26 protein-coding genes and 1 tRNA gene are annotated in these 24,379 nt (G+C 43.2%); 15 read left to right on the top strand and 12 right to left on the bottom strand.

The genetic code is table 11. The annotated features are described in order from the left end of the window. Positions 1 to 259: hypothetical protein (locus K7G75_RS07910; RefSeq protein WP_222983700.1), on the bottom strand; the 259-nt coding region annotated here is incomplete at its 3' end. A gap of 74 nt (positions 260 to 333) precedes the next feature. Between K7G75_RS07910 and thrS the strand changes: the two genes are divergently transcribed. From thrS to rplT, 4 genes are all read left to right on the top strand, one after another. Continuing rightward, positions 334 to 2,274, top strand: coding sequence for a threonine--tRNA ligase (gene thrS, locus K7G75_RS07905; RefSeq protein ID WP_222983699.1), 1,941 nt, complete (start codon positions 334 to 336; stop codon positions 2,272 to 2,274). 36 nt (positions 2,275 to 2,310) lie between these two features. Next, on the top strand, positions 2,311 to 2,862 hold the full coding sequence (gene infC / locus K7G75_RS07900; protein ID WP_313777823.1) for a translation initiation factor IF-3: 552 nt from the start codon (positions 2,311 to 2,313) through the stop codon (positions 2,860 to 2,862). Between the two features lie 51 nt (positions 2,863 to 2,913). Beyond that, positions 2,914 to 3,111, top strand: a complete 198-nt coding sequence (rpmI, locus tag K7G75_RS07895; protein WP_222983698.1) for a 50S ribosomal protein L35 — start codon at positions 2,914 to 2,916, stop codon at positions 3,109 to 3,111. A gap of 97 nt (positions 3,112 to 3,208) precedes the next feature. Beyond that, positions 3,209 to 3,553 carry a 50S ribosomal protein L20 gene (rplT, locus tag K7G75_RS07890; protein WP_222983697.1) on the top strand — a complete coding sequence of 115 codons (345 nt, stop codon included), beginning with the start codon at positions 3,209 to 3,211 and terminating at the stop codon, positions 3,551 to 3,553. A 50-nt stretch (positions 3,554 to 3,603) separates the two neighbouring features. Here the strand turns inward: rplT and K7G75_RS07885 are convergent, their stop codons facing one another. After that, entirely contained in the window at positions 3,604 to 4,026 is a 423-nt protein-coding gene (locus tag K7G75_RS07885; RefSeq protein WP_222983696.1) for a secondary thiamine-phosphate synthase enzyme YjbQ, read from the bottom strand. Positions 4,027 to 4,124: 98 nt separating this feature from the next. On the opposite strand from K7G75_RS07885, the gene K7G75_RS07880 reads away from it, so the two are divergent. The 3 genes from K7G75_RS07880 to K7G75_RS07870 all read left to right on the top strand — a co-directional run bounded on the left by K7G75_RS07880 (position 4,125) and on the right by K7G75_RS07870 (position 7,366). Next, a complete protein-coding gene (locus tag K7G75_RS07880; protein ID WP_222983695.1) occupies positions 4,125 to 4,916 on the top strand; it encodes an HAD family hydrolase in 792 nt (263 codons plus the stop codon). Between the two features lie 138 nt (positions 4,917 to 5,054). Beyond that, positions 5,055 to 5,942 carry a dienelactone hydrolase family protein gene (locus K7G75_RS07875; protein WP_222983694.1) on the top strand — a complete coding sequence of 296 codons (888 nt, stop codon included), beginning with the start codon at positions 5,055 to 5,057 and terminating at the stop codon, positions 5,940 to 5,942. A gap of 65 nt (positions 5,943 to 6,007) precedes the next feature. After that, positions 6,008 to 7,366, top strand: coding sequence for a serine hydrolase domain-containing protein (locus K7G75_RS07870; RefSeq protein ID WP_222983693.1), 1,359 nt, complete (start codon positions 6,008 to 6,010; stop codon positions 7,364 to 7,366). Between the two features lie 26 nt (positions 7,367 to 7,392). On the opposite strand, the gene K7G75_RS07865 is transcribed toward K7G75_RS07870, so the two are convergent. The 5 genes from K7G75_RS07865 to tgt form a co-directional block, all read right to left on the bottom strand. Next, the gene (locus K7G75_RS07865; RefSeq protein WP_262420288.1) at positions 7,393 to 8,670 is read right to left on the bottom strand and encodes an asparagine synthetase B; all 1,278 of its coding nucleotides are present in this window, start codon (positions 8,668 to 8,670) and stop codon (positions 7,393 to 7,395) included. Between the two features lie 10 nt (positions 8,671 to 8,680). Then, positions 8,681 to 10,234 (bottom strand): replicative DNA helicase, encoded by a 1,554-nt coding sequence (gene dnaB, locus K7G75_RS07860; protein WP_222983692.1) that lies wholly within the window; start codon positions 10,232 to 10,234, stop codon positions 8,681 to 8,683. A gap of 167 nt (positions 10,235 to 10,401) precedes the next feature. Then, on the bottom strand, positions 10,402 to 11,355 hold the full coding sequence (locus tag K7G75_RS07855; protein ID WP_222983691.1) for an acetyl-CoA carboxylase carboxyltransferase subunit alpha: 954 nt from the start codon (positions 11,353 to 11,355) through the stop codon (positions 10,402 to 10,404). Between the two features lie 76 nt (positions 11,356 to 11,431). After that, positions 11,432 to 12,514 (bottom strand): LptF/LptG family permease, encoded by a 1,083-nt coding sequence (locus tag K7G75_RS07850; RefSeq protein ID WP_222983690.1) that lies wholly within the window; start codon positions 12,512 to 12,514, stop codon positions 11,432 to 11,434. Beyond that, positions 12,514 to 13,644 (bottom strand): tRNA guanosine(34) transglycosylase Tgt, encoded by a 1,131-nt coding sequence (gene tgt / locus K7G75_RS07845; RefSeq protein WP_222983689.1) that lies wholly within the window; start codon positions 13,642 to 13,644, stop codon positions 12,514 to 12,516. The genes K7G75_RS07850 and tgt overlap by 1 nt, the downstream gene beginning before the upstream one ends. Positions 13,645 to 13,800: 156 nt before the next feature. Here tgt and K7G75_RS07840 point away from each other — a divergent pair, with 156 nt between their 5' ends. From K7G75_RS07840 to K7G75_RS07830, 3 genes are read left to right on the top strand one after another with little or no spacing between them, the layout of a single operon-like run. Beyond that, positions 13,801 to 14,646, top strand: coding sequence for a transketolase (locus tag K7G75_RS07840; protein WP_222983688.1), 846 nt, complete (start codon positions 13,801 to 13,803; stop codon positions 14,644 to 14,646). An 18-nt stretch (positions 14,647 to 14,664) separates the two neighbouring features. Continuing rightward, complete coding sequence (locus K7G75_RS07835; protein ID WP_222983687.1) at positions 14,665 to 15,618, top strand: transketolase family protein; 954 nt, start codon at positions 14,665 to 14,667, stop codon at positions 15,616 to 15,618. A 49-nt stretch (positions 15,619 to 15,667) separates the two neighbouring features. Beyond that, positions 15,668 to 16,279: an outer membrane beta-barrel protein gene (locus K7G75_RS07830; protein WP_222983686.1), complete on the top strand. Its 612-nt coding sequence runs from the start codon at positions 15,668 to 15,670 to the stop codon at positions 16,277 to 16,279. 54 nt (positions 16,280 to 16,333) lie between these two features. On the opposite strand, the gene K7G75_RS07825 is transcribed toward K7G75_RS07830, so the two are convergent. Further along, entirely contained in the window at positions 16,334 to 17,302 is a 969-nt protein-coding gene (locus K7G75_RS07825; RefSeq protein WP_222983685.1) for an FKBP-type peptidyl-prolyl cis-trans isomerase, read from the bottom strand. 77 nt (positions 17,303 to 17,379) lie between these two features. On the opposite strand from K7G75_RS07825, the gene K7G75_RS07820 reads away from it, so the two are divergent. Together K7G75_RS07820 and K7G75_RS07815 are read left to right on the top strand one after the other, a co-directional pair. Next, the gene (locus tag K7G75_RS07820) at positions 17,380 to 17,751 is read left to right on the top strand and encodes an RNA-binding S4 domain-containing protein (RefSeq protein WP_222983684.1); all 372 of its coding nucleotides are present in this window, start codon (positions 17,380 to 17,382) and stop codon (positions 17,749 to 17,751) included. A 35-nt stretch (positions 17,752 to 17,786) separates the two neighbouring features. After that, on the top strand, positions 17,787 to 18,284 hold the full coding sequence (locus K7G75_RS07815; protein WP_222983683.1) for a phosphoribosyltransferase family protein: 498 nt from the start codon (positions 17,787 to 17,789) through the stop codon (positions 18,282 to 18,284). Here K7G75_RS07815 and K7G75_RS07810 read toward each other — a convergent pair. Next, entirely contained in the window at positions 18,276 to 18,791 is a 516-nt protein-coding gene (locus tag K7G75_RS07810; protein WP_222983682.1) for a shikimate kinase, read from the bottom strand. The genes K7G75_RS07815 and K7G75_RS07810 overlap by 9 nt on opposite strands. Before the next feature lie 106 nt (positions 18,792 to 18,897). Here K7G75_RS07810 and K7G75_RS07805 point away from each other — a divergent pair. Continuing rightward, positions 18,898 to 18,970, top strand: a tRNA-Lys gene (locus K7G75_RS07805). 449 nt (positions 18,971 to 19,419) lie between these two features. Here the strand turns inward: K7G75_RS07805 and K7G75_RS07800 are convergent. Further along, positions 19,420 to 20,037 carry a TetR/AcrR family transcriptional regulator gene (locus K7G75_RS07800; RefSeq protein ID WP_222983681.1) on the bottom strand — a complete coding sequence of 206 codons (618 nt, stop codon included), beginning with the start codon at positions 20,035 to 20,037 and terminating at the stop codon, positions 19,420 to 19,422. Between the two features lie 110 nt (positions 20,038 to 20,147). Here K7G75_RS07800 and K7G75_RS07795 point away from each other — a divergent pair, with 110 nt between their 5' ends. Beyond that, positions 20,148 to 20,921, top strand: coding sequence for a sterol desaturase family protein (locus K7G75_RS07795; protein WP_222983680.1), 774 nt, complete (start codon positions 20,148 to 20,150; stop codon positions 20,919 to 20,921). A 42-nt stretch (positions 20,922 to 20,963) separates the two neighbouring features. After that, on the top strand, positions 20,964 to 21,119 hold the full coding sequence (locus tag K7G75_RS07790; RefSeq protein ID WP_222983679.1) for a hypothetical protein: 156 nt from the start codon (positions 20,964 to 20,966) through the stop codon (positions 21,117 to 21,119). Between the two features lie 142 nt (positions 21,120 to 21,261). Here the strand turns inward: K7G75_RS07790 and K7G75_RS07785 are convergent, their stop codons facing one another. Both K7G75_RS07785 and K7G75_RS07780 read right to left on the bottom strand, forming a co-directional pair. Further along, a complete protein-coding gene (locus tag K7G75_RS07785; protein WP_222983678.1) occupies positions 21,262 to 21,933 on the bottom strand; it encodes an ABC transporter ATP-binding protein in 672 nt (223 codons plus the stop codon). 10 nt (positions 21,934 to 21,943) lie between these two features. Beyond that, positions 21,944 to 24,376: an FtsX-like permease family protein gene (locus tag K7G75_RS07780; protein WP_222983677.1), complete on the bottom strand. Its 2,433-nt coding sequence runs from the start codon at positions 24,374 to 24,376 to the stop codon at positions 21,944 to 21,946. Positions 24,377 to 24,379: the final 3 nt, after the last annotated feature.

The raw sequence follows: 24,379 nt of genomic DNA, 5'->3' as shown, positions 1-24,379 counted from the left end.
ATCCAGGTTTCCCGAAAAAAAATTGGCCTAAGGACCAAAAAATCACCCCGGAAAAACGCAAAGCTTTCCCAGCTAAGCGGGTGCAAATATAGAGAGGTTTAAATGATACAACAAAACAATTTTCAAAAAAAAATTTCTTTTCTTTCATTTGATTGATAATCAATATTTTAAACAATTCAAAATTGATGCTAGCCAAATATTTTGGCTCATGCAAAATCTGTTCAAAACCAGTGTAGGGGCTTTTTTGTCCATTTCGCACTGTAGCTTTTTAACTGTTGTAAGCATCAAATCAACGGTGTATCTTTGCGCACCATCCAAAATTATGGAGAACGAATGATTGAAATTACATTGCCTGATGGCGCTATCAAAAAGGTTTCCAAAGGCACAACCCCCATGGAAATAGCAAAGAGCATCAGTGAAGGGTTGGCTAGAAACGTTATTTCGGCACAATTCAACGATACCGTTGTTGAGACCACAACACCTTTAATGGAGAATGGCAAACTCACCTTATATACTTGGAACAACACTGAAGGAAAAAGGGCTTTTTGGCATTCCACATCCCATGTTGTGGCTCAAGCACTGGAAGAACTCTACCCGGGAATCAAACTTACCATTGGGCCAGCGATTGAAAATGGGTTTTACTATGATGTCGACTTCGGGGATCATACCATATCAGAAAAGGATTTCCTGCAAGTAGAGCAAAAAGCTATGGAAATAGCCAGAGGAAAACACGACTATAACATGAGGAGCGTTTCCAAGGCGGATGCCCTAAGGTTTTATAAGGAACATGGCAATGAGTATAAAATAGAGCTTATTGAAAACCTTGAAGATGGGACCATCACTTTTTGCGACCACAGCACCTTTACCGATTTGTGTCGTGGTGGCCATATTCCTAATACGGGCATTATCAAGGCCATTAAAATATTGAGCGTTGCCGGCGCCTACTGGAGGGGTGATGAAAACAACAAACAGCTGACCCGGGTCTATGGTATTTCCTTTCCAAAACAAAAAGAGCTTACGGAATACTTGGAACTTTTAGAAGAGGCCAAAAAAAGGGACCACAGAAAATTGGGCAAGGATCTGGAACTCTTCACTTTCTCCAAAAAAGTTGGGCAAGGCCTTCCACTATGGTTGCCAAAAGGTGCCGCCCTTCGGGAACGTTTGGAGCAATTCTTAAAAAAGGCCCAGAAAAAGGCAGGGTATGAAATGGTGGTGACCCCGCATATCGGCCAAAAGGAACTCTATGTCACCTCTGGGCATTATGCCAAATATGGAGAGGACAGTTTTCAGCCCATCCGCACACCCAAGGAGGATGAGGAGTTTTTGTTGAAGCCGATGAACTGCCCACACCATTGCGAAATTTTCAACAGTACCCCCTTTAGCTATAAGGACCTTCCAAAGCGATATGCCGAATTTGGTACCGTTTATCGCTACGAACAAAGTGGTGAACTACACGGACTTACCCGCGTTCGGGGATTTACCCAGGACGATGCCCATATTTTTTGCACTACCGAACAATTGAACGATGAGTTCAAAAAAGTAATAGACCTATCATTATATGTATTGAACTCGCTGGGCTTTTCGGATTTTACCGCCCAAGTATCCATACGTGATCTTGAAAAACCCGAAAAGTACATCGGCAATGCCGAGGATTGGGAAAAAGCTGAGCAGGCCATCATCAATGCTGCAGAAGAAAAGGGGCTCAACTATGTTATTGAAACTGGCGAAGCTGCTTTCTATGGTCCAAAATTGGATTTTATGGTGAAGGACGCCCTTGGCAGAAACTGGCAGTTGGGCACCATTCAAGTTGATTATAACCTCCCGAAACGATTTGATCTTACATATAAAGGTAGTGACAATGAACTCCACAGGCCCGTTATGATACACCGGGCACCTTTCGGGAGTATGGAGCGCTTCATAGCACTGTTGTTGGAGCACACGGGTGGAAATTTTCCTTTATGGCTGATTCCCACACAGGCCATTGTACTGCCTGTGAGCGAGAAACATGAAAAATATGCTGAAAAAGTTTTTAGTTCATTAGAAAATCACGAAATTCGCGCGCTCATTGATAATAGGAATGAAACGGTAGGGAAAAAAATCCGTGAAGCCGAACTCCAAAAGATTCCTTTTATGCTGATCGTGGGAGAACAGGAAGAAGGGTCAGAAACTATCTCGGTACGAAGGCACGGGGGCGAGGATATAGGTAGCTTAAGCGTTAGCGAGTTTTCCGACTTGGTATCCACTGAAATAAATAGTACCTTAAAGTCGTTCTAAAAAATTAAGTTTAATTAAAAATTGTAAGCCATAGCAATACGAAGAAGATTTAGACCCCAACCCAGAAGGGAAAACAAGAATCCCCACAATATCAATGAAAATATTAAGGCCCCTGAGGTAAGGCTGGTGGGGGACAATGTGGAAATTGGAGTTTATCCGATTTCCAAAGCTTTGGAAAAAGCCAACGAACTTGAATTGGATCTTGTTGAGATTTCGCCGAACGCGGAACCTCCTGTATGCAAGATCATTGATTATAAAAAGTTTCTTTACGAACAGAAAAAGCGTGAAAAGGCCATGAAGGCCAAAGCCACCAAAGTTGTCGTAAAGGAAATACGTTTTGGTCCCCAAACGGATGACCACGATTATGAGTTTAAAAAGCGACATGCCGAAAAGTTCCTTAAAGATGGAGCCAAACTCAAGGCCTATGTGTTTTTTAAGGGAAGATCTATCGTGTACAAGGATCAAGGCGAAATTTTGCTTTTAAAACTGGCGCAAGAACTTGAAGAGCTTGGCAAGGTTGAACAAATGCCGCGCTTGGAGGGCAAACGGATGACCATGTTCATTGCACCAAAGACAAACAAGAAATAAAAAGAAACTGAACGTTGTTCAGTGTAACAAGCGGAGATAAATACGAGGAAAATGCCTAAAATGAAAACAAAATCCAGTGCCAAGAAGCGATTTAAGGTTACAGGTTCTGGAAAAATCAAAAGGAAGCACGCTTTTAAAAGTCACATTTTGACCAAAAAATCGAAAAAGCGTAAGCTTAAGTTGACCCATTCCACGTTGGTACACCCATCGGATGAGGACAACATCAAGGAACAATTGCGATTAAAATAATTGTTCTCTCGGTAAATCATTAATTATTAACCATGGAGTTAGGCCATGAAAGTTCCTGGAACAGACCAGGGCGCCTACTACAAAAAAATGAAACATTATGCCAAGATCAGTAAATTCAGTTGCTTCTAGAGCAAGAAGAAAAAAAGTAATGAAGCAGGCCAAAGGTTACTTTGGTAGACGTAAAAACGTTTGGACCGTAGCCAAAAATGCGGTGGAAAAGGCAATGCTCTATGCCTACCGTGACAGAAGAAACAAAAAACGTAATTTCCGAGCGCTTTGGATAACCCGTATCAATGCAGGTGCAAGGATCCACGGTATGTCCTACTCCCAGTTCATGGGTAAAATAAAGGCCAACGGAATAGAACTCAACAGAAAGGTATTGGCCGATTTGGCCATGAACCATCCCGATGCGTTCAAAGCCATTGTTGAGAAGGTAAAATAAATATCAAAAAACACTCCGCTAATAGAATCCCGCTGCAATCAGCGGGATTTTTATTTTCCAAATGCCGTCAAGACCAACTTCCTGCCAGAAGCACAGTCCCTATGCTCACAAAGGTAAATTCCCTGCCATGTTCCCAGGTTAAGCCTTCCTTTGGTAATGGGTATCTGCACGGACGCCCCCATCAATGAGGCTTTGATATGGGCGGGCATGTCGTCCGGGCCTTCATAATTATGTATGTAGTAAGGTGCATTTTCGGGTACCATTTTGTTGATATGGCTTTCAAAATCCATCCGCACCGTGGGATCGGCATTTTCATTGACGGTCAAACTGGCCGATGTATGTTTTATGAACACATGCATCATCCCAACCTGGATATTCCTTATTTGGGGCATGGCATCGACTATAAACTCCGTTATTAAATGAAATCCCCTTGAAAATGGTTTCAACTGCAGCTCCGATTGATAAAAATCCATGACCTCCTTTATCTTATACAACGAATTTAATACAAACTTTACGCCGTAATGGTCCCCACTTCCGAATTAAAAATAACTTTGTCCCTTATTCTTTATCCATGAATCTTTCACATATTAAAATGGTGGTCACCGATATGGATGGCACCTTACTGAATTCCAACCATGAGGTCAGTGACCAGTTTTTTGAGCTCTTCCATAAACTTAACAGAAAGGGGATACAATTTGTGGCCGCCAGTGGTAGACAATATCATAGTATTGTTGAAAAGCTGAGACCCATCAAAGAGGATATCTATGTCATCGCTGAAAACGGCGCCTTGGTGAAAAGACAGGAAGAAGAACTATTGGTCATTCCCATCCAGAACCAGTTAAAAAACTCACTTCTTGAATCCATCGAGGAGATTGATGGTGCCCACGCCATGCTCTGTGGCAAATACAAAGCGTACTTTGATGGCCGTTCAAATTTATTCCTGGACCAGATCAAGGAGTATTATGAACAATTTGAAATTCATGACGACCTGAACCATGTTTCCGATGAAATTATCAAGATAGCGGTATATCATACATTGAATGCCGAGGAATACATCTATCCGGAACTCCAAAAAATGGAACAGCAGGTAAAGGTGAAGGTTTCCGGCAAGCACTGGGTAGATTTAAACCATCCAATGGCCAATAAGGGAAATGCGCTTCAAAAGTTGATTGACCGTATCGGCATCAGTACAAGTGAAGTACTGGTCTTTGGGGATTACAACAATGACCTGGAAATGCTCCAACTTTCGGAATATAGCTTTGCCATGGCCAATGCCCATCCCAATGTAAAAAAAGTGGCAAATTTTGAAACGGCCAGCAATGATGATTATGGGGTGGAGCGGATATTGGAAAAGCTGATTTAAAACACTGCTCTGCTTCAATAGGTCCTTTTTGTCTTAATTCTGCCATTGAATGACTTCATTGAATGCGCATTTTTTCAAATGCGTCCGGTAATTACAATAAGATTATTTGTACATTAAGGATTAGCTAATGGACACCGTATGAAACCAATCAAAAAAGAGGATATCAATCAAGAGGTATTTGACCTGTACGACGACTACGCGCATAATAAGATAGACCGCAAACAGTTCATGAAAAAATTATCGCTGTACGCCGTTGGGGGCATTACACTCCCCTCCTTACTCAGTTTTGTAATGCCCAACTACGTGGACACACTGCTTGTGAAACCCAATGATCCCCGTTTGAGCTCCGAATTTATCACCTATGATTCCCCAAAGGGAGGGGGTGAAATCCGTGGATTGCTGTCCAAACCCAAAGATGTGACCGACAAGCTAGGTGGGATTGTGGTGGTCCATGAAAATCGTGGGCTCAATCCATATATAGAAGATGTTGGGCGCCGGGCCGCTCTGGAGGGTTTTATCACTTTGGCCCCGGATGCGCTTACCCCGTTGGGTGGATATCCAGGAAACGATGACGATGGCCGGGCCCTACAAAGGCAACGGGACCGTTTGGAAATGTTGGAAGATTTCATCGCCGCTTTCAACTATTTAAAAAATCACCCGGATTGTTACGGCAAGGTTGGCGTGGTGGGTTTTTGCTTTGGTGGATGGATTTCGAACATGATGGCGGTAAACGTGCCCGATTTGGCAGCAGCGGTTCCTTTTTATGGCGGACAACCCGATGCTGACCATGTGGAAAAGATAAATGCCCCGTTATTGATACATTATGCCGAGATGGATGAGAGGGTCAACCAAGGTTGGCCCGATTATGAAGCCAAGCTCAAAGCATCGGGAAAAGAGTACCAAGCGCATTTCTATCCCAAAACAAACCACGGATTCCATAACAATACTACCCCTAGGTTTGATGAGGCAGCCGCAGATTTGGCCTGGCAACGGACAATTAGCTTTTTTGATCAAAAGTTGCGCTGATTTCTTTATTCAACGTTTAGAAATTGGAAAGATCTTCCATAAAATTTATTCTCTATACATACGATATGAAAAATAAAAAACGACTATTACTGCTTTTATTGGTTTTGTCTTTTAGCCTCAGTGCCCAAGAAGGAAAATCCATTAAAAAAGAGATTGACCTTCTGGTAGCGCCCCTCGTTGAAACAAACAACTATTCCGGCAGCATTATGGTTAGTAGGAATGATTCAATCTTATTCCAGAATTCATATGGGGAAATGAGTAGGGAATACAATTTGAAAAACCAACCTGATACAAAATTTTTCCTTGCATCAGTTTCCATGATTTTCACCTCAGCTGCAATTTTAAAGCTTTATGAAGAAGGCAAATTGGATTTGAACGATACCTTGGACAAACACTTGCCTTGGTACAAAGAAGCCAGTAAAATTACCATACACCAAATGTTGTCCCAGCGTTCGGGAATTCCAGCTATCGGCCGGGAAAACAATGTTGATTATGACAGCATAACAAAGTTTACCCATGACACCAAGGCACTGATGGATTATTTCAAAGAATACGATCTGTTATTCAACCCGGGCTCAAAATACAATCACGGTCGTTCAGAATACATACTACTCGCCCATCTGATTGAAAAGTTATCCAACAAATCCTTTGGGACTTATTTAAGGGATGAAATTTTTGAACCCCTTGGTATGGAAAATTCCGGTCACTTTAATAGCGAAAAAGAAATCATCCAAAATCTAGCTAAAGGATATGCCCCAAAAGACATTTATGATGTTGAATCGGCCTACCAAATCGATTGGTCCTCAAAAACGGGGCATGCCTCCATATATTCAACTGTCTCTGACCTTCAAAAGTTCGCCAAGGCTATATTGGACAAAAAATTATTGAGTGCCAACTCCTGGAAACAAATACTTACAGATCATGGGAACAATGTGGGTTATGGTTGGTTTATCCGTGACCACTTAAATAAGAAGAGATATCAAATGAATGGACGGTCTCCTGGATTTTCGTCCTATCTGGCCATTTATCCGGAAGAGGGATTGATTGTCGTTGTTCTTTCCAATAATTACATTTCATTACCGTCGAATATCGGTATGTCAATAGCAGCCATCATTTTTAACGAGCCCTATCAATCTTTAAATCTTTCCAGGGACAAATTGGAGGGCTATTTATCCAAAAGCCTTGTCGGCAATTATCAATTTGATGCTGACTTTTATGTCCCAAATCACAAATTGGAGATAAAGGAAAAGGAGGGCAGGTTGTTCTGTGAGTGGGGTCCATTCATTCCTGTTCACGATGGTACTTCCAAAACCTTGAAGTATATCATACGTACTTTCTGGTCTACTATTGAATTTGTTGAAAATGAAAAAGGAAATATTGTAACTATGATGTTCGATGAACATAAAGGAGTAAAAATCGACTGAACCCTGAAAGCAATTACAGCCTTAACTTAAGTCTTTTGCTTCTTCTTTCGAGCAGCAGGAAACAGCACATTGTTCAAAATCAAGCGGTACCCCGGTGAGGTCGGGTGCAGTTCCAATTCGGTCTTGGGATCCCCTACCCTATGTTGGTAGTCTTCGGGATCGTGTCCTCCATAAAAAGTGAAGAAACCCTTGCCCTTTATCCCATGAATGTACCGAGCTTCCCCATTGATCTTGTTTTCCCCCAACACCATAACGGTGGGCTTTACCTGGTTACGGGCAAAAGCGGTCGTCTGACCCATGAATCCTTTTACCAAGGTGGTATGGTTCTGTGTCAACATAGTTGGTACCGGATCCCATTTGGCCGAAAATTCCTTTAATGAAAAATAATCGGATTCCTTTGGCAAGTTTTGGCGCTGATTGGTCATGTCTATGGATGAAAACTCGTAGCGCAATGGATTCCGTTCCAGAACAAAATCGGTAAAGGCGAAGGTTTTGCCAAAATCCAGCTTCCCCTGATAGTTGGCATCAGAAGGGTCCCCATCAAACATGGGCTCACAGATGTCCACATTTTCTGCGGCCAGGGTAATATCAAAACTGTCCGTGGCCGAGCACATGGCAAACATAAACCCGCCCCCAATCACATAGTTCCTGATCTTGATGGCCACTGCCCTTTTCTCCTCGGACACCTTGGAAAAACCTAGCTGCTGCGCCAAGGCCTCTGCATTTTTCTTGTCCTCTATGTACCAAGGGGCTGCCCTATAGGCTCCATAAAATTTTCCATACTGTCCGGTAAAATCCTCGTGGTGCAGGTGAAGCCAATCATAGAGCACCAGCTTGTCATCCAGTACCTCCTCATCATAAATGGTGGCATAGGGAATCTCGGCATAGGTAAGTACCATGGTCACCGCATCATCCCAAGGTTGGTTTCCCTTTGGGGAATATACCGCAATTTTGGGCGCTTTCTCCAGAATTACCGCATCTTGGTTTCTGGAAGGACTGCTGATGTCATCCATAAGTTGCTCTGCCTGGTTGTCCGAAAGAATCTCGAAAGATACTCCTCGGATTTGGCATTCTTTTCGGATTATTTCCCCGTCTGGCAATAGAAAAGAGCCTCCCCGATAGTTCAGGAGCCATTGCACCTTTTGCTGCTTGGTGAGCACCCAATACGTTATTCCATAGGCCTTCAAGTGGTTTTGTTGGCTTTCGGCATCCATGGGGATCAAAATCACGGAGGCAAAGGCTTGTATAAGAAAGAGCAAGAAAAAGGCTGTGGTAAGATTTCTCGCTTGCGCTCGAAATGACAATCGCGGAGGTTTAAAATGGCACGTCGTTATCTTCTTCAAGGTCATCGTCATCACTGTTCATTGCACTGCCAAAAGCCTCATCAACACTAGGGAGACTGGATGGCGCAAAGGGATTTTCTTCGTCCGCATTCATCTTTGACTGAAATTCGAATGGGGAATCAAAGTCATCCAAGTTATCAAATTTACCCAGAGCACCCACAAATTTTAACCTAATATTATCCAAACCGCCATTACGGTGCTTGGCCACAATGAACTCTGCCTGTCCTTGTGTGGGGGTGCGTTCCTCATCGTCCCACTCGTCAATTTTATAGTATTCCGGTCGGTAAATGAACGAAACAATATCCGCATCCTGCTCAATGGCCCCGGATTCCCTCAAATCGGAAAGTATGGGGCGTTTGCTCCCACCTCTGGTTTCCACGGCCCTTGAAAGCTGCGACAATGCAATCACGGGAACGTTCAATTCCTTGGCCAGGGCCTTTAGGTTACGGGAAATGGTGGAAATCTCCTGTTCCCTGTTCCCCCCTTTTTGGCTGCTTCCCGCCGTCATCAATTGCAAATAATCTATGATGACCAATTTAATCTTGTGCTGCGATGCCAAACGGCGTGCCTTGGCCCTAAGGTCGAAAATGGAAAGTGAGGGCGTATCGTCAATGAACAATGGGGCATTTTCCAACGCTTTCACCTTTACGTTCAACTGCTCCCACTCGTGCTTCTCCAGTTTGCCGGTACGCAATTTCTCGGAGGACAGTCCGGTTTCTGCGGAAATCAATCGGGTAATCAGCTGTACGGATGACATCTCCAAGGAAAAAAAGGCTACTGGTATTTCCGAATTCACGGCAATATTTCGTGCCATTGAAAGGGTAAGGGCCGTTTTTCCCATACCGGGACGGGCAGCTATTATAACCAAGTCACTGGGCTGCCAACCCGATGTTAGCCTATCTACCTTGTCAAACCCGGAGGGAACCCCGCTCAAACCTTCCTTGTTGGAGATCTCCTCTATTTTCTTTTTGGCCTGGATAACCAAATTTTGCGCCGTTTCGGCAGAACGCTTCAAATTGCCTTGGGTAACGTCGTACAGTTTGGCCTCCGCATTATCCAGTAGGTCAAAAACGTCCGTTGCATCATCGTAGGCGTCTTCGATTATCTCATTGGAAATCTTGATAAGGCTACGTTGTATATACTTTTGGAGAATGATGCGGGCGTGGAACTCGATATGTGCCGAAGAAGCCACTTTTTGGGTCAATCTTATGAGGTAAAAGTCGCCTCCCACCAATTCCAGTTTTCCCTCTTTCTTCAATTGAGCGGAAACGGTTAATAAATCCACTGGTTCAGAAGATTCGAACAATTTGAAGATGGCCTCGTAGATAAAACGGTGGGCATCCTTATAGAAGACATCAGGATGTAGGATATCTATTACCTCGTCCACCCCTTTTTTGTCAATCATCATCGCTCCTAGCACAACTTCCTCTAAATCAACTGCTTGCGGTGGTATTTTGCCCCTCTCGAGATTGATAAGGGTCGATTTGTCCACTCTGTGTCCAACAATTGGGCTAGGTTTATCCATAACTGCGAAAGTAGCTAATTAACCTTAAGTTAACTTTAATTTGACAAGGTGCGATATCCACAGGAATTCAACAAAATGAATGTGGATAACTTCCAATTCCTGTTAATAACATAAAAAAAATTGAGGATAAAACCTAATAAAAAAAGTGACCCGCTGAAAAACAGGAATTACCCATGGAAAACCCCCATTCCGGCATATTTTTCCATTCGGGAGTTCACCAAATCTTTTGGTGATAACTTTTTAAGCTCTTCGTACGTGGACGAAATTTTGTTTTTTACAATCTCAAAGGTTTTTTCTCTGTTGGTATGTGCCCCTCCCAAGGGCTCGCGAACAATTTCATCCACCAACTTCTGTTTTTTCATGTCCTTGGCGGTCAGTTTTAGTGCTTCTGCAGCCTGTTCCTTGAACTCCCAGCTTCTCCATAAAATGGAGGAACAAGATTCTGGTGAGATAACCGAATACCAAGTGTTCTCCAACATCAATACCCTATCACCCACTCCGATTCCCAGTGCACCTCCTGAGGCTCCCTCGCCAATGATCACCACGATAATGGGCACCTTTAGCCGGGTCATCTCCAAAATATTACGCGCAATTGCTTCCCCTTGCCCTCTTTCTTCCGCTTCTATACCTGGATAGGCTCCAGGGGTGTCAATCAAGCATACCACAGGAATTCCGAATTTTTCTGCAGATTTCATTAAGCGTAAGGCTTTTCTGTATCCCTCGGGATTTGCCATTCCGAAGTTTCTAAATTGTCTGGTCTTGGTATTGTAGCCTTTTTGCTGCCCGATGAACATATAGCTTTGGTCACCTATTTTGCCAAGTCCACCCACCATGGCCTTGTCATCGCGGACGTTTCTATCCCCGTGTAGTTCCAAAAAAGTGTCCCCACAAATAGCCCTGATATAGTCCATTGTATAGGGCCTGTTTGGATGCCTGGACAGCTGTACGCGCTGCCATGCGGTCAGGTTTTTGTAAATATCTTTTCGGGTTTCCTCCAGTTTCTTTTCGATTTGCTGGCAGGTCTCCGTCACATCCACATCACTCTCCTCCCCTATCACCATGCACTTTTGCAGTTGGTCTTCCAATTCTTTTATGGGAAGTTCAAAATCTAGATACTCCATTGAAGTGATTTTCTAAAAAATAATGGAGACAAATATATAACTTTAAAAGAATACGGCTTCAAAATGAAAAGGGCATTTATCGCTTGGCCTTCATCAACATATAGACAGCAAATGCACCAAAAATGACATTCGGTATCAGTACGGCCAACAGCGGGGAAAATCCAGATTGTTCCGCCAAGGTGCCAAATACCTTGTCGAAAAATATGTAAATAAAGGCCATACCTATACCAAAGGCCAGATTGAGGCCCATGCCGCCCCGTCTTTTGACCGACGATACGGCCACTGCTATAATGGTCAAAATAAATGCGGCAATGGGCAAGGCCCATCTCTTGTATTTCACCAATATATAGGTGTTGATGTTGGATGCCCCTTTGCGTTTTTGATCCTCGATAAAACTGTTCAACTCAAACAGGTTTTTGGTTTCTGCAACGTAGGAAACTGGGGTAAGGTCGTCTATTTCGAATGTGAAGAGGGTATCCAGGTGGCGTTTGGTCTCGATCATTTCCACCCCATCGCGGAGTTTTCTCTTGGCATAATTGGTGAGCCTATAAACACTGTCCTTTTCTACCCACCTGATATTGGAAGATGAAATTTTGTACTCGAGCTGCCTGTCTGGATTGAAATGCTCGAAGGTAAAATTATACCCAATCTTCCTGTTGGGGTCAAAACTACTCACGTAGATATAATCGGTCTCATTCAATTGGGTGAAGATATTGTCGGTGACCCGATCTTGCCTTCCCCGTTTAAAATATTTGTACTCGAACTCATTAAAACCAATACTGGCATATGGCACAATGAACATCCCCATCATAAAAATGAGAATGGCCACTAAAGTGGCCCCCACAAAATAGGGCCTCAGAAAGCGCCAATAGGAAACCCCGGAACTCAATATGGCAATGATCTCGGTGTTGCTCGCCAATTTGGAGGTAAAGAAGATGATTGACAAGAACAGGAAAATAGGCAACAATAGATTTCCTATCACCAAGGTGAAATTACCGTAGAAAACGATGACTTCGGATAAGGGTGCCTCATTATCAATGATCTTGCCCACTTTTTCCGCTAGGTTGGCCATTATACCAATGGGCACGAAAAGCATCAACATTCCCAGGAACGTGATCAGATAACGTTTTAAGATATATCTATCAAGAATGGTAAACATTATAATCTTTTGTCCATTTGTTGAACCATTTTGTTTTTCCAATCCAAAAAGTCCCCCGCTAAAATACGTTCTCTGGCGGTTCGCACCAACCACAAATAAAATCCAAGATTGTGTATGGTAGCTATTTGCTTGCCCAAATATTCGTTTGCGGCAAACAAATGTCGTAAATATGCCTTGGTGTACTCCGTGTCCACAAAAGTGATCCCCATCTCATCGATGGGTGAAAAATCAGCCTCCCATTTTTTGTTTTTGATGTTGATGGTCCCGTGGGCCGTGAACAGCATCCCGTTTCGGGCATTTCGTGTGGGCATTACACAGTCAAACATATCCACACCCAAGGCAATGTTTTCAAGTATATTGATGGGCGTGCCCACTCCCATAAGGTATCTTGGTTTATCTTCGGGTAGAATGTCGCAGACCAACTCAGCCATCTCATACATCTCCTCGGCAGGTTCACCAACTGAAAGCCCGCCAATGGCATTTCCCTCAGCCCCTACTGAAGCTATGTACTCGGCGGATTGTTTCCTCAGGTCCTTGTAGGTAGAGCCCTGTACAATGGGAAAAAAGCTCTGGGAATATCCATATTTATATGGAAGCTTGTCCAAGTGGGCAATGCATCGGTCCAGCCAGCGATGGGTTAAATGCATGGAACGTTTGGCGTAATCATAATCACAGGGATATGGGGTGCACTCATCAAAGGCCATAATGATATCCGCACCGATGACCCGCTGTATTTCCATTACGTTCTCTGGAGTGAAAACATGGTTGGAGCCATCAATATGGGATTTAAACTTAACCCCTTCTTCCTTTATTTTTCTATTGTTCGATAAGGAGTAGACCTGATATCCCCCGCTATCGGTGAGAATATTCCGATTCCAGCCCATGAACTTGTGCAAACCGCCTGCCTCTTCCAAAATACCGGTGCCCGGACGCAGATACAAATGGTAGGTGTTTCCCAAGATCACATCAGGGTCGATTTCATCGCGCAGTTCTCTTTGGTGCACTCCTTTTACGGAAGCAACAGTGCCCACAGGCATAAAAATGGGAGTCTTTATGGTACCATGATCTGTGGTCAGCGTTCCGGCGCGGGCCTTGCTCAACGCATCCTTTTGTTCCAGGGTAAACTTCAAAGATATCTGGTTTAGGCCGCAAATATAACCAACTCCTTTCCACCAAACCTTAACAAAAAAATAAAGTTTGGTCCATCAGACCAACGGTAAAATAATCCATAAGTGTTTGCTCAGCCGAAGGAATGCCGTTACTTTTGGTATTCTAAAATAAATACGATGCCAAACAATCAAAATTTACAGGATCTGGTGATCCAGGTGCGTAGGGATATCCTTCGGATGGTCCATAAGGTAAATTCTGGTCACCCGGGAGGTTCTTTGGGGTGCACGGAGTTTTTTGTAGCACTGTACAATGAAATAATGGACTTAAAGGAAGGATTTGATATGGACGGGAAAGGTGAAGATCTGTTCTTTCTTTCCAATGGACATATTTCTCCCGTTTTTTATAGCGTGCTCGCCCGAAAAGGCTATTTTCCCATTGAAGAATTGAATACCTTCCGGTTGATAAACTCCCGCCTACAAGGGCACCCAACAACGCATGAGGGGCTTCCCGGTGTACGCGTGGCCTCAGGTTCCCTAGGACAGGGAATGTCCGTGGCCATAGGAGCGGCACTTGCAAAAAAACTTAATGGGGATGACCATCTCGTCTTCAGCCTACATGGTGACGGTGAGCTGCAGGAAGGCCAAAATTGGGAGGCCATTATGTTTGCCGCGGGCAACAAAGTGGACAATTTGATCGCAACCATCGACCGCAACGGACAGCAGATTGATGGAGCCACGGAAGAAGTGTTGCCACTGGGCGATGTGGCAGAAAAATTCAGGGTATTCGGATGGGATGTGTTGGAAATCAAAAATGGCAATGATTTGGACCAAGTGATAACAGGATTGAACGAAGCGAAAAAAAGAACCGGAAAGGGCAAGCCCATCTGCATCGTCATGACCACGGTTATGGGGCATGGGGTCGATTTTATGATGCACACCCACGCATGGCACGGAAAAGCGCCCAACGACGAACAATTGGACATAGCACTTTCGCAGAATCCGGTTACCCTAGGCGATTATTAATCCAGAAGCAATACAAAAATGACAAAATATATAGATCAAGGAAAACAGGACACCCGAAGTGGTTTTGGAGCAGGAATGACAGAGTTGGGAAGAACAAATCCCAATGTGGTGGCACTTTGTGCCGATTTGGTTGGCTCACTGAAGATTGAAACTTTTATCGAGGAAAACCCAGACCGCTTTTTTCAAGTCGGCATCGCTGAGGCCAACATGATGGGTATAGCCGCCGGACTGACCATTGGTGGAAAAATCCCATTTGCATCGACCTTTGCCAATTTTGCAACGGGTAGGGTGTACGACCAAATACGTCAATCCATTGCCTATTCGGATAAGAATGTAAAAATTTGTGCTTCACATGCCGGACTAACATTGGGTGAGGATGGTGCCACGCACCAAATTTTGGAAGATATTGGCTTAATGAAGATGCTTCCAGGGATGACGGTGATCAATCCATGTGATTTCAATCAGACGAAGGCGGCCACCTTGGCCATTGCGGAACATCATGGTCCTGTATATCTTCGTTTTGGTAGGCCGAAAGTGGCCAATTTTACTCCTGTAAATCAAAAATTTGAAATAGGAAAGGCCCTGATGCTAAGCGAAGGGACAGACGTAACCCTTTTGGCGACGGGTCACTTGGTTTGGCAATCCCTGTTGGCCGCGGAAAACTTGGAGAATCAGGGAATCTCCGTGGAGGTCATCAACATCCATACCATCAAGCCCTTAGATGATGAGGCCATTTTGAAATCCGTTAAAAAAACAGGATGTGTTGTCACCGCCGAGGAACATAACTATTTGGGAGGCCTTGGTGAAAGCGTGGCCCGTGTGCTTGCCACCCACTACCCGTCTCCACAGGAATTTGTGGCGGTGCAGGACAGCTTCGGAGAAAGTGGCACACCGGAACAGCTTATGGATAAATACGGATTGAACAATAAAGCCATTGAGGCGGCCGTTTTAAGGGTGTTGAAACGCAAGTAGTTTCATCATCACTAAATGTTGATTATTTCAATCTTTAAAAGAAACACTTATGAAAAAAACATTTCTTATTGCCACGGTCATTTTAATGGGATTTTCCGCTATGGCCCAAAGTGGCTCTGGTTTTGGTATCAAGGCAGGTTTAAGCTATAACAAGAACGGCGATCTGATTGGTTCCGTAGGCGACGCCGGACAGGACATTAGGGAAGGAGCCGAAGGCAAGGCTGGGTTTCATTTTGGTTTTTGGGGAAAACTGGATTTTCCCAAAATCTATTTAAGGCCGGAATTGGTCTACACCAAAACCAAAAGTAGCTACGATGTAAATGGGGGTTCTGAGGACTACGATGTTTCCAAATTGGATTTGCCGGTGCTGTTGGGATACAAACTTATCGGTCCCTTGCACGTTTTTGCCGGACCTGCGTTCCAATACACTTTGAGCAATGATTTGGGGGATTTGGAAGTCGAGGATGTTGAAAGCGATTTTACTGTCGGATTGAATGCTGGTGTCGGCGTGAATCTTGGAAAGGTGGGCCTGGATGTCCGCTATGAGCGTGGATTCTCTGAAAATGAAGCGGAATTTATCGGAAACAACATCACTGATATTTCTGGGAGGGTGGACTCGAGACCATCACAGGTTATCTTCTCCCTTTCCTTGAAACTATAAAAGGAATTTTAGGAAGGAAAAAGCCCAACTAAAGTTGGGCTTTTTTGTTTTGTATCAATTTGTATCGGGATCTAAATAATCCGGAGTGCCATCATTATCGGCATCAGGATAAGGGAATATTATATTTCCTTGATCATCGGTAATCTCATTTCTGGTGGAAACACCATCGCCATCATCATCGGCATCTTGGAAGTTTGCAAACCTCGCACCCGAAGACTCGGTGTCCAAGTCCGTGTTGTCATCATATAGGAAGCCATTCCCGTTTACATCTTCTTGGATGGAAGGAATACCATCATTGTCATGGTCAGTGGGATTGTAGGTAAACAAGTCTACAATAAACATCAATGGGCTATATTGTGGTATATCGTTAGATAAAAAATCAAATCGCCCCAAACCTGAGGGAAAAATGATCAATCCCACCCCATAGCCTTCTACGGAGACTGTACCATCCCCATTATCAGTTATAAGCCCACCAGTTTTAAAGAAGGGTACACCCTCCGCGAATCCGCGAAAACCTTGGGTTAGGTCTTGTATTCGGGCCAAATCGAACCATACCGGGTTATTCAATGACGCATCGAAGGAGTTACCATCCAAGGTCTTTCCTTCGTATCTGACAAAAACGGAATCGGCTACCGTTGGAGCTGGGCCAACACCTTGTCTGGCTTCCAAATAGTATATGGTATGCGGCACATCATTTTCCTCTTCAGACAAACGTCCAAATTCAAATGATGAGACTTTTATCTCGGTACTTCCAACAAAGTCCATCAAGGGGGTCTTATCCGCATTTGCCCCAGCAATGGTATCAATTTTTATCCTAAAATCGAAGTCGGCCGGTGGCGATTGGAATTCCTCATAGTTATAGAAATGGGTCTCCAAAAACTCCCGGATCTCTTCATCATTTTCGGGCGCCACCTCGGCAAGCAAACGCGGTGGCACGGATATCACATCTGGTCCGTTATCGTCGTTATTGCAAGAGAAAATAAAAGCGGTGAATGCCAAAAGGGCCAATTTCCCGTACTTCATCAGCTATATTGTTTAGCTGCGCAAGATACAATTTTCCGTTATTTTTGTTCTTGGATTAACAAACATTTACAGAGTTCATGCGCATTGATAAGTTCCTTTGGTGTATTAGATACTACAAAACGCGAAACGTTGCTGCGCAAGCCGTAAAAAAAGGTCATGTGCGGATAAACGGTGCCATTGCCAAGCCATCCCGTGAGGTTTACCCAACGGATGAAATAGTACTGAGAAAGGACCAAATCGATTACCAGCTCACTGTGCTAGATATTCCAAAAAGCAGGGTGGGACCAAAATTGGTGGATATTTACCGAAAGGATACAACACCCAAGGAGGCCTTTGATCACAAGGAGTTGCTACAACATACCAAAACACTGTACAGAAAAAAAGGGCTGGGCCGTCCCACAAAAAAGGAGCGAAGGGACATAAACGATTATTTGGACGAATCGGACTAATCTGTTTTATATCTTTGGAAATATTAAAATCCGTCATGACGAACCGCATTCTTACCCACGAGCAAATACAGCACATTATTAAGCGCATTGCGTACCAAATATATGAGGTGAACGTGAACGAGAAAGAAATCATCGTGGCCGGTATAGCCGGAGGGGGTGTACTGTTTGCTAAGAAAGTGGCCAAAATGCTTGAAAAGATCACGGATGCCGATATCACTTTTTGCAAAATTGAAATGGACAAACAAAATCCTTTGAAAAGTGGGGTAAGTGCATCGATTCCAGAGGAAGATTACAGGAACAGGTCCATTGTGTTGATTGATGATGTACTGAACTCGGGAACCACACTGATCTATGGGGTACACCATTTTCTAAAAACCCCCATAAAACAACTTAGGACAGCGGTTCTGGTGAACAGAAACCATAAAAAATATCCAATAAAGGCGGATTATAAGGGAATTTCGCTTTCCACATCACTAAATGAACACATCAAAGTGGAGTTTAAAACGAAGGATGATGCAGTTTATCTAGAGTAAAATGTCCTTAATTTCATCCAACAGGGTCTGTACATCTTTATTTCCAACTTGGACCGTATGCTTGGCTTTCATGTAGAACGGTCTTCGTTCAAAAAGATGCTTTCCGATAAACTCTGGTAGGTCCTGGACATTGAGATGGCTAACCAGGGGCCTGTGCTCCATTTCTTTTTTAATGCGGTCCACCAATATCTGCACTGGCAACTGTAAATAGATGGAATGGTCGGATTTTTCTAGGATCAGGTCCATATTGTTTCCATAACAGGGTGTGCCTCCTCCAGTGGAAAGAACAATGTTCTTTTTCCTATTCAATACAGTGCGCAGCATTTCGTGCTCTACCCTCCTAAAATGGATTTCCCCCTTTTCAGCAAAAATATCCTTCACCGGTTTTTGGAGTTCGTTTTCAATATGATCATCGAGATCAATAAATTCCATATCAAGTTCCTGGGCCAACAACTTTCCGACCGAAGTCTTGCCACTTGCCATATATCCGACCAGAACTACCTTCATTTGTTTGCTATTTGGATGATTTCAAAAAAACACAAATTTATCATTAATTGGGTTTGTCTAATAAATTAATGGACTTATATTTGCACCCGCATTGGAGAAATGTCATGACTCGATAGCTCAGTTGGTAGAGCACAACACTTTTAATGTTGGGGTCCTGGGTTCGAGCCCCAGTCGGGTCACTTTCAAGGTTCCACAATTATTCAAAAAGTCTGTAAATAGCTAGTTTACAGACTTTTTTATTTTTAAGTATTTGATTTTTGATTAGATTCTCCTGCGAGTTTGTTTCTGTGGTTGTATCACCATTATTTTTTATTCATAACATCTGGCTATATCATTAGTCAATTGGGAAGATGTCAAAATTGACAGTTCTTTTCATTTATTGGTCCAAATAGCACTCAAACCCTCATCCTTGGCCTCCATTAATTGAAACATACAATCCTATCCTTATTCGCCCAAGAATGAAGATAATATATACGCACAGCAATCTCTGTTCTTTGTTAGATCTTTCATTAATCTATTCAAAACAATTGGGGCTGAACTTTTCAGTAACCATAATTTTTCAAGATAGGGTGCCCCATTTTTGATATTAACTTTCGGTAATCGAAATATATCTTAAGAGATATTGGATTTACTTCTCTTTAGGCTCAAAAATCAATTCGAAGTAATTTTTTAGGTGCTTTAAGTGCTTTGCGGTAATGTCTGGGGCATTCAACGCTTTCGATACAACAAAAGCGCCCTCAAAGATAACGATCGTATGGTCTGCCAATGATTGAAGGTCGACCTCTATTTTCATATCGTGTTCCTTTAAGACATCATTTATCAATTCTTTCATTGTAGCTCTCCAAATCAACAACGTATCTGAAATATGCTTCAATGTTTCTGGTTCGAAATTGTTAGGTTCATAGGTATAAGAGGCATAAAGACATGTCGGTGGCTCGGTCAAACCCTCCATCATGTTGATACATTCCTGTATAAACTGTAAAAGTCGGTCCAAAGCATTTCCCTTCAGATGTTCTGTTTTTTTCAAAAACTCTTCCATATGGGCAATGTCTTCCCGGGCATATTCTTCAATGAGCGCTTTTGCCAAAGCATTCTTTGTTTTGAAGTGATAAAAGAATGCACCCTTTGTGATACCCGTTTTTTCGAGTATCTGATCTATGCTGGTTCCGGAAAATCCGTTTTCGAATACCAAGGCCTTTGACTCAGTCAATATTTTGTCCCTTGTAGGTTTACCATCTCTTGCCATGCAGTAAAGATAAAAATTTTAAACAAACTAGTTGGTACAATTAAAATTAATTTTATATTTGTACAATCTAGTCGGTATAAATTAAGAAAAATATCAAAAAATCAATTATTATGGAACAATTCATTTCTCAATTACCAAACCCTTTTGATCTAATCTTTGACCCCATCTCCTATATCATATTCGCCATGTATGGTGGATTGATGTTGTGGGAGGCCCTTTTTCCTGCCCGGAAGCTTCCCCACATTAAATTTTGGAAACTTAGGGGCATGCTTGCTTTTGTATTATTCTTTTTTCTCTCTTCCTATCTTCCCATTATTTGGGACGGTTACTTTGCCCAATATCAAGTTTTTGACTTGACAAGCCTGGGAACCATTTGGGGAGCCTTGGTGGGAGTCCTGGTGTACGAGTTCGGAGAATACGTATGGCATAGGACCATGCATAACAGTAATTTTCTATGGAGAGGAATGCACCAAATGCACCACAGTGCCGAGCGCTTGGATAGTTATGGCGCTTTTTATTTTAGTCCATTCGATATGATTGGTTGGATCATGGTAAGCAGTGTCTGTCTTGTTCTTATTGCAGGGTTTACACCAGAGGCCACTACATTAATTATTCTGATAACCACGTTTTTATCCATTTTCCAACACAGCAACATTAAAACACCAGCCTGGATTGGATATCTAATACAGCGGCCAGAATCCCATACCATACATCATGCAAAGGGAATCCACGCCCATAACTATGCTGGCATTGCCCTGTTCGACATCCTCTTCGGTACCTTCAAAAATCCTAAGGGTTACACTCATGAGACCGGCTTTTACGAAGGTGCTTCGTCCAAAGTAAAAGAGATGCTCCTGTTCAAGGATATTTCAAAAGAAGATTAGCAAAGTATTAAGAGACCGATTATAAAATCACATGAACCGCCCATGGATAAGCCTTTAAAGCATACGCAGCTCATGTGGTTTGGCTGGAAAAGCAGTTTCAATAGCAGTGCCGCGCAAGGAACGTTGCAGAGGGAACAACATGGCAAATCGGTTGAAAAACAGATTCACAGATGGTCCCAAAAGAGTTCCAAATATTAAATGAAGGACCATATGTACAGCGATGGCCATGTGTAACTGCTAGTTAATCACCTTCACTTTTAGACTTTATGGAGTATTAAAAAAGCCCGCAATCCAAGGATTACGGGCTTTTAATGTTTCTTAATCCACAAAATCTGGGTAATCAATCCCCTATCTTTCTTCCATCCAGTAGATTGATTATTCGGGAACCGTAAGCAGCATTCATTTCAGAATGGGTTACTTGGATAATGGTAACACCGTCTTCTTGGTTCAGCGTTTTGAACAATTGCATTATTTCCTCGCTTTGTTGCGAATTAAGGTTTCCCGTGGGTTCATCGGCCAAAATAAGCTTAGGCCCAGCAATCAAAGCCCTTGCCACACCTACAAGTTGTTGTTGGCCACCACTCAATTGGGCAGGGAACAGGTCCTTTTTTCCAACCATATTGAATCTATCCAACATATCGGCCACCATGGCCTTTCGCTCCGATGACCTGTATTTTTTGTAGAGCAGGGGCATTTCCAGATTCTCGTAAACGGTGAGGTCATCAAGTAGATGGTAGGATTGAAACACGAAGCCAATGTATTCCTTATACAAATTGGCCCTGTGCTTCTCTTTCAGTGTGTGCACCGATTCGTCCAAAAAATGGTATTCCCCTTCATCAAAATTATCCAACATGCCAATCACGTTCAGCAGGGTCGATTTTCCTGAACCGGAAGGCCCCATTACAGATATAAACTCCCCCTCTTCGACTGTCAGATTGATGTCCTTCAACAAAAAAATACGTTGGCCCCCTGAGTTGACCCATTTAAAGATGTTCTTGAGTTGTAAAAGCATAATTTATCCTTTATTCCATTCTTAGGCTTTTGGTCGGGTTTGTCAAGGCTGCCCTGATACTTTGGTAACTTACCGTAAGAATTGCCACTCCCACGGCCAAAATGGCAGCAACTGCAAAGACCTGCCAATCAATTGCTATCCGATATGAAAAATCTTCCAGCCACTTGTTCATGGCAAACCACCCCAACGGAAGTGAAACAAGAATGGCTACGCCCACCAGTTTCAGGAAGTCCATGGTAAGCCTATAGGTAATTTGGCCCACTGATGCTCCAAGCACTTTTCTAACACCAATTTCCTTGGTTCTCTTCTTGGCATTGAAGGCCGCCAGGCCAAACAGGCCCAAACAAGCTATAATGATGGACAGTATGGTGAACGTCATAAAAACACGGCCCAGATTCTGCTCGGCTTTATAGGTAGTATCAAAGGCATCATCCATGAAGTTAAAGCCAAAAGGTTGCCCGGGAGCGATTCTTTTCCAAATGGACTCTATTTGCGAGATGGTCTTTGAAAAATCTCCCGATTCCAATTTTACGGCCATATTGTCGGCCGAGGTTCCCAGAAAAAGACTTAAAGCGCCAATATCTTTCCTGAGTGACTCAAAATGGAAGTTTTTTACCACGCCAATAATTGGATTATAAACAGGGTTGGACTCGCCAATATCGTGCGATATTCGCATACCCAAAGCTTCTTCTGGTGTCACCCCAAGAATGGCCACTGTGGATTCGTTGACAATTACCGCAGTGGAATCCGTTGTAATCTTTGGGTCGAAACCGCGACCTGCTACCAAGACCATGTCCAAGGTGGATAGATAGTTCTCATCCACTTGCCATGCTTGCATGTTGATGGCATCTTCCTGACTAGGAGCATTTTCTTGAAAAAATGAAGTGTTGGCCCTACCCGAAGGTGTTGGCAGATAACTGCTCAGCGTTACACTTTTGACCTTGGCCAGTTGTCGTACCTGCTCTTTAAAAAAAGGAGCACTTTCTCCCAATGCAGATAGGTCCTGCACAACCAGAACTTGTTCTTTAGAGTATCCCAAATCCTTATTTTGGATAAAGTCCAATTGTTGATAAACCACCAAAGTGCCCAAAATCAAAAAAACGGAAACTGCAAATTGAAAAACGACAAGCAGATTTCTGACCTTACTGTCACTAATGGCACTTTCACCAGTTCCCTTAAGCACTTTTACCGGAATGAATCTGGACATAAAAAAGGCAGGGTAGAGTCCCGAAAGCACTCCCAGCAAAATTGTTGCGCCCAATAAAATGGCCCAAAACCATGGATTCATGAATGGGATGGTCAAGGATTTTCCGGCCAATGAATTGAAAAAGGACATCGAAAGCATTGCCATGGTAATCCCTGCTACAAGTGCCAATAGGGTAATCAATCCAGATTCGACCAAGAACTGTCTTATCAAACTGGATCGGTCCGATCCCAAAGTTTTCCGAACACCCACTTCCTTTGCGCGCCTAAGTGAGTGCGCTGTGGATAGGTTCATAAAATTGACACTGGCCAGTACTATCAGAAAAATGGCAATGAAGGTTAGAATGTAGATATTCTGCATGCTGCTGTTGGCGCTCATTTCACTATCCCTGTCGGAAAACAGATGAATATTCGTAAGGGGAATAGTGCTGAATTTAAAATAATTGCCAGAGGCCAAAAACTCCTCTTCCGTGATTCCCGGAAAATAACGCTGAATATATGGAATAACATAATCTCCAAACATACCCTGTAACGGCTCTTGGAACGCATCAACATCGGTATCTGGCAAAAACTTTATGAAGGTGGGGAAGTTATGACTGCCCCAATTGCCCTCATTGGCCTCGGGAGTACCGGACATGGCCAGGAAAACGGAATGCTCCCTCAAGAATGAATTTTTGGGCATATCCTCAATCACCCCTGTCACGGAGTACGTGTCAGTATCGTTCAGCACCACCCTCTGCCCCACGGCATTATCGATGCCGAAATGTTTTTCAGCCGCTGCTTTGGTCAATATTAAAGTATTGGGATCCTTTAAGGCTGTTGCAGTATCCCCATAAAGTAGTTCGAGGCCAAACATCTTAAAAAATGTGGAATCGGCATAGGTTGCCTTGAGCTCCTTTACGTTGTTTATGTCATTTTCCTTTCGGATAAGTAGACTTCCGACTTCCAGAAATCGGGTGGTCAATTCCACTTGCGAAAAATCCTGTTCCATTGCCGGTCCCATGGGGGCCGCCGTTACAGCCGATTGGGATTCAGTTCCCCCAAACTTTACGTCAAGATTGATCCTGTGTATACGGTCCGCATCGGCAAATACGGTATCATAGCTCAGTTCATCATAAATATAGATGGAGATAAGGAGTCCCCCTGCAATGCCTATGGCCAAACCAAATACATTCAAAAAGGTAAAAAAAGGTTGCTTTTTCAGGTTTCTCCAGGCAATTTTTAAATGGTTTTTTATCATGAC

Origin of the sequence: Flagellimonas meishanensis (genome assembly GCF_019880545.1) — a bacterium.
GTDB classification, from domain to species: Bacteria; Bacteroidota; Bacteroidia; order Flavobacteriales; family Flavobacteriaceae; genus Flagellimonas; species Flagellimonas meishanensis.
The sequence above is the reverse complement of the archived record's forward strand: the minus strand, read 5'-3'. Positions and strand labels throughout refer to the sequence as shown.

Bases quoted from the DNA above. Each gene is read 5' to 3' on its own strand.
- rpmI (WP_222983698.1), top strand. From the start codon at position 2,914: ATGCCTAAAATGAAAACAAAATCCAGTGCCAAGAAGCGATTTAAGGTT.
- K7G75_RS07855 (WP_222983691.1), bottom strand. From the start codon at position 11,355: ATGGAGTATCTAGATTTTGAACTTCCCATAAAAGAATTGGAAGACCAA.
- rplT (WP_222983697.1), top strand. From the start codon at position 3,209: ATGCCAAGATCAGTAAATTCAGTTGCTTCTAGAGCAAGAAGAAAAAAA.
- K7G75_RS07795 (WP_222983680.1), top strand. From the start codon at position 20,148: ATGGAACAATTCATTTCTCAATTACCAAACCCTTTTGATCTAATCTTT.
- K7G75_RS07875 (WP_222983694.1), top strand. From the start codon at position 5,055: ATGAAACCAATCAAAAAAGAGGATATCAATCAAGAGGTATTTGACCTG.
- K7G75_RS07820 (WP_222983684.1), top strand. From the start codon at position 17,380: ATGCGCATTGATAAGTTCCTTTGGTGTATTAGATACTACAAAACGCGA.
- K7G75_RS07840 (WP_222983688.1), top strand. From the start codon at position 13,801: ATGCCAAACAATCAAAATTTACAGGATCTGGTGATCCAGGTGCGTAGG.
- K7G75_RS07830 (WP_222983686.1), top strand. From the start codon at position 15,668: ATGAAAAAAACATTTCTTATTGCCACGGTCATTTTAATGGGATTTTCC.
- K7G75_RS07785 (WP_222983678.1), bottom strand. From the start codon at position 21,933: ATGCTTTTACAACTCAAGAACATCTTTAAATGGGTCAACTCAGGGGGC.
- K7G75_RS07835 (WP_222983687.1), top strand. From the start codon at position 14,665: ATGACAAAATATATAGATCAAGGAAAACAGGACACCCGAAGTGGTTTT.
- K7G75_RS07810 (WP_222983682.1), bottom strand. From the start codon at position 18,791: ATGAAGGTAGTTCTGGTCGGATATATGGCAAGTGGCAAGACTTCGGTC.
- K7G75_RS07880 (WP_222983695.1), top strand. From the start codon at position 4,125: ATGAATCTTTCACATATTAAAATGGTGGTCACCGATATGGATGGCACC.
- K7G75_RS07800 (WP_222983681.1), bottom strand. From the start codon at position 20,037: ATGGCAAGAGATGGTAAACCTACAAGGGACAAAATATTGACTGAGTCA.
- K7G75_RS07790 (WP_222983679.1), top strand. From the start codon at position 20,964: ATGGATAAGCCTTTAAAGCATACGCAGCTCATGTGGTTTGGCTGGAAA.
- K7G75_RS07815 (WP_222983683.1), top strand. From the start codon at position 17,787: ATGACGAACCGCATTCTTACCCACGAGCAAATACAGCACATTATTAAG.
- K7G75_RS07885 (WP_222983696.1), bottom strand. From the start codon at position 4,026: ATGGATTTTTATCAATCGGAGCTGCAGTTGAAACCATTTTCAAGGGGA.
- thrS (WP_222983699.1), top strand. From the start codon at position 334: ATGATTGAAATTACATTGCCTGATGGCGCTATCAAAAAGGTTTCCAAA.
- K7G75_RS07825 (WP_222983685.1), bottom strand. From the start codon at position 17,302: ATGAAGTACGGGAAATTGGCCCTTTTGGCATTCACCGCTTTTATTTTC.
- dnaB (WP_222983692.1), bottom strand. From the start codon at position 10,234: ATGGATAAACCTAGCCCAATTGTTGGACACAGAGTGGACAAATCGACC.
- K7G75_RS07870 (WP_222983693.1), top strand. From the start codon at position 6,008: ATGAAAAATAAAAAACGACTATTACTGCTTTTATTGGTTTTGTCTTTT.
- K7G75_RS07850 (WP_222983690.1), bottom strand. From the start codon at position 12,514: ATGTTTACCATTCTTGATAGATATATCTTAAAACGTTATCTGATCACG.
- K7G75_RS07780 (WP_222983677.1), bottom strand. From the start codon at position 24,376: ATGATAAAAAACCATTTAAAAATTGCCTGGAGAAACCTGAAAAAGCAA.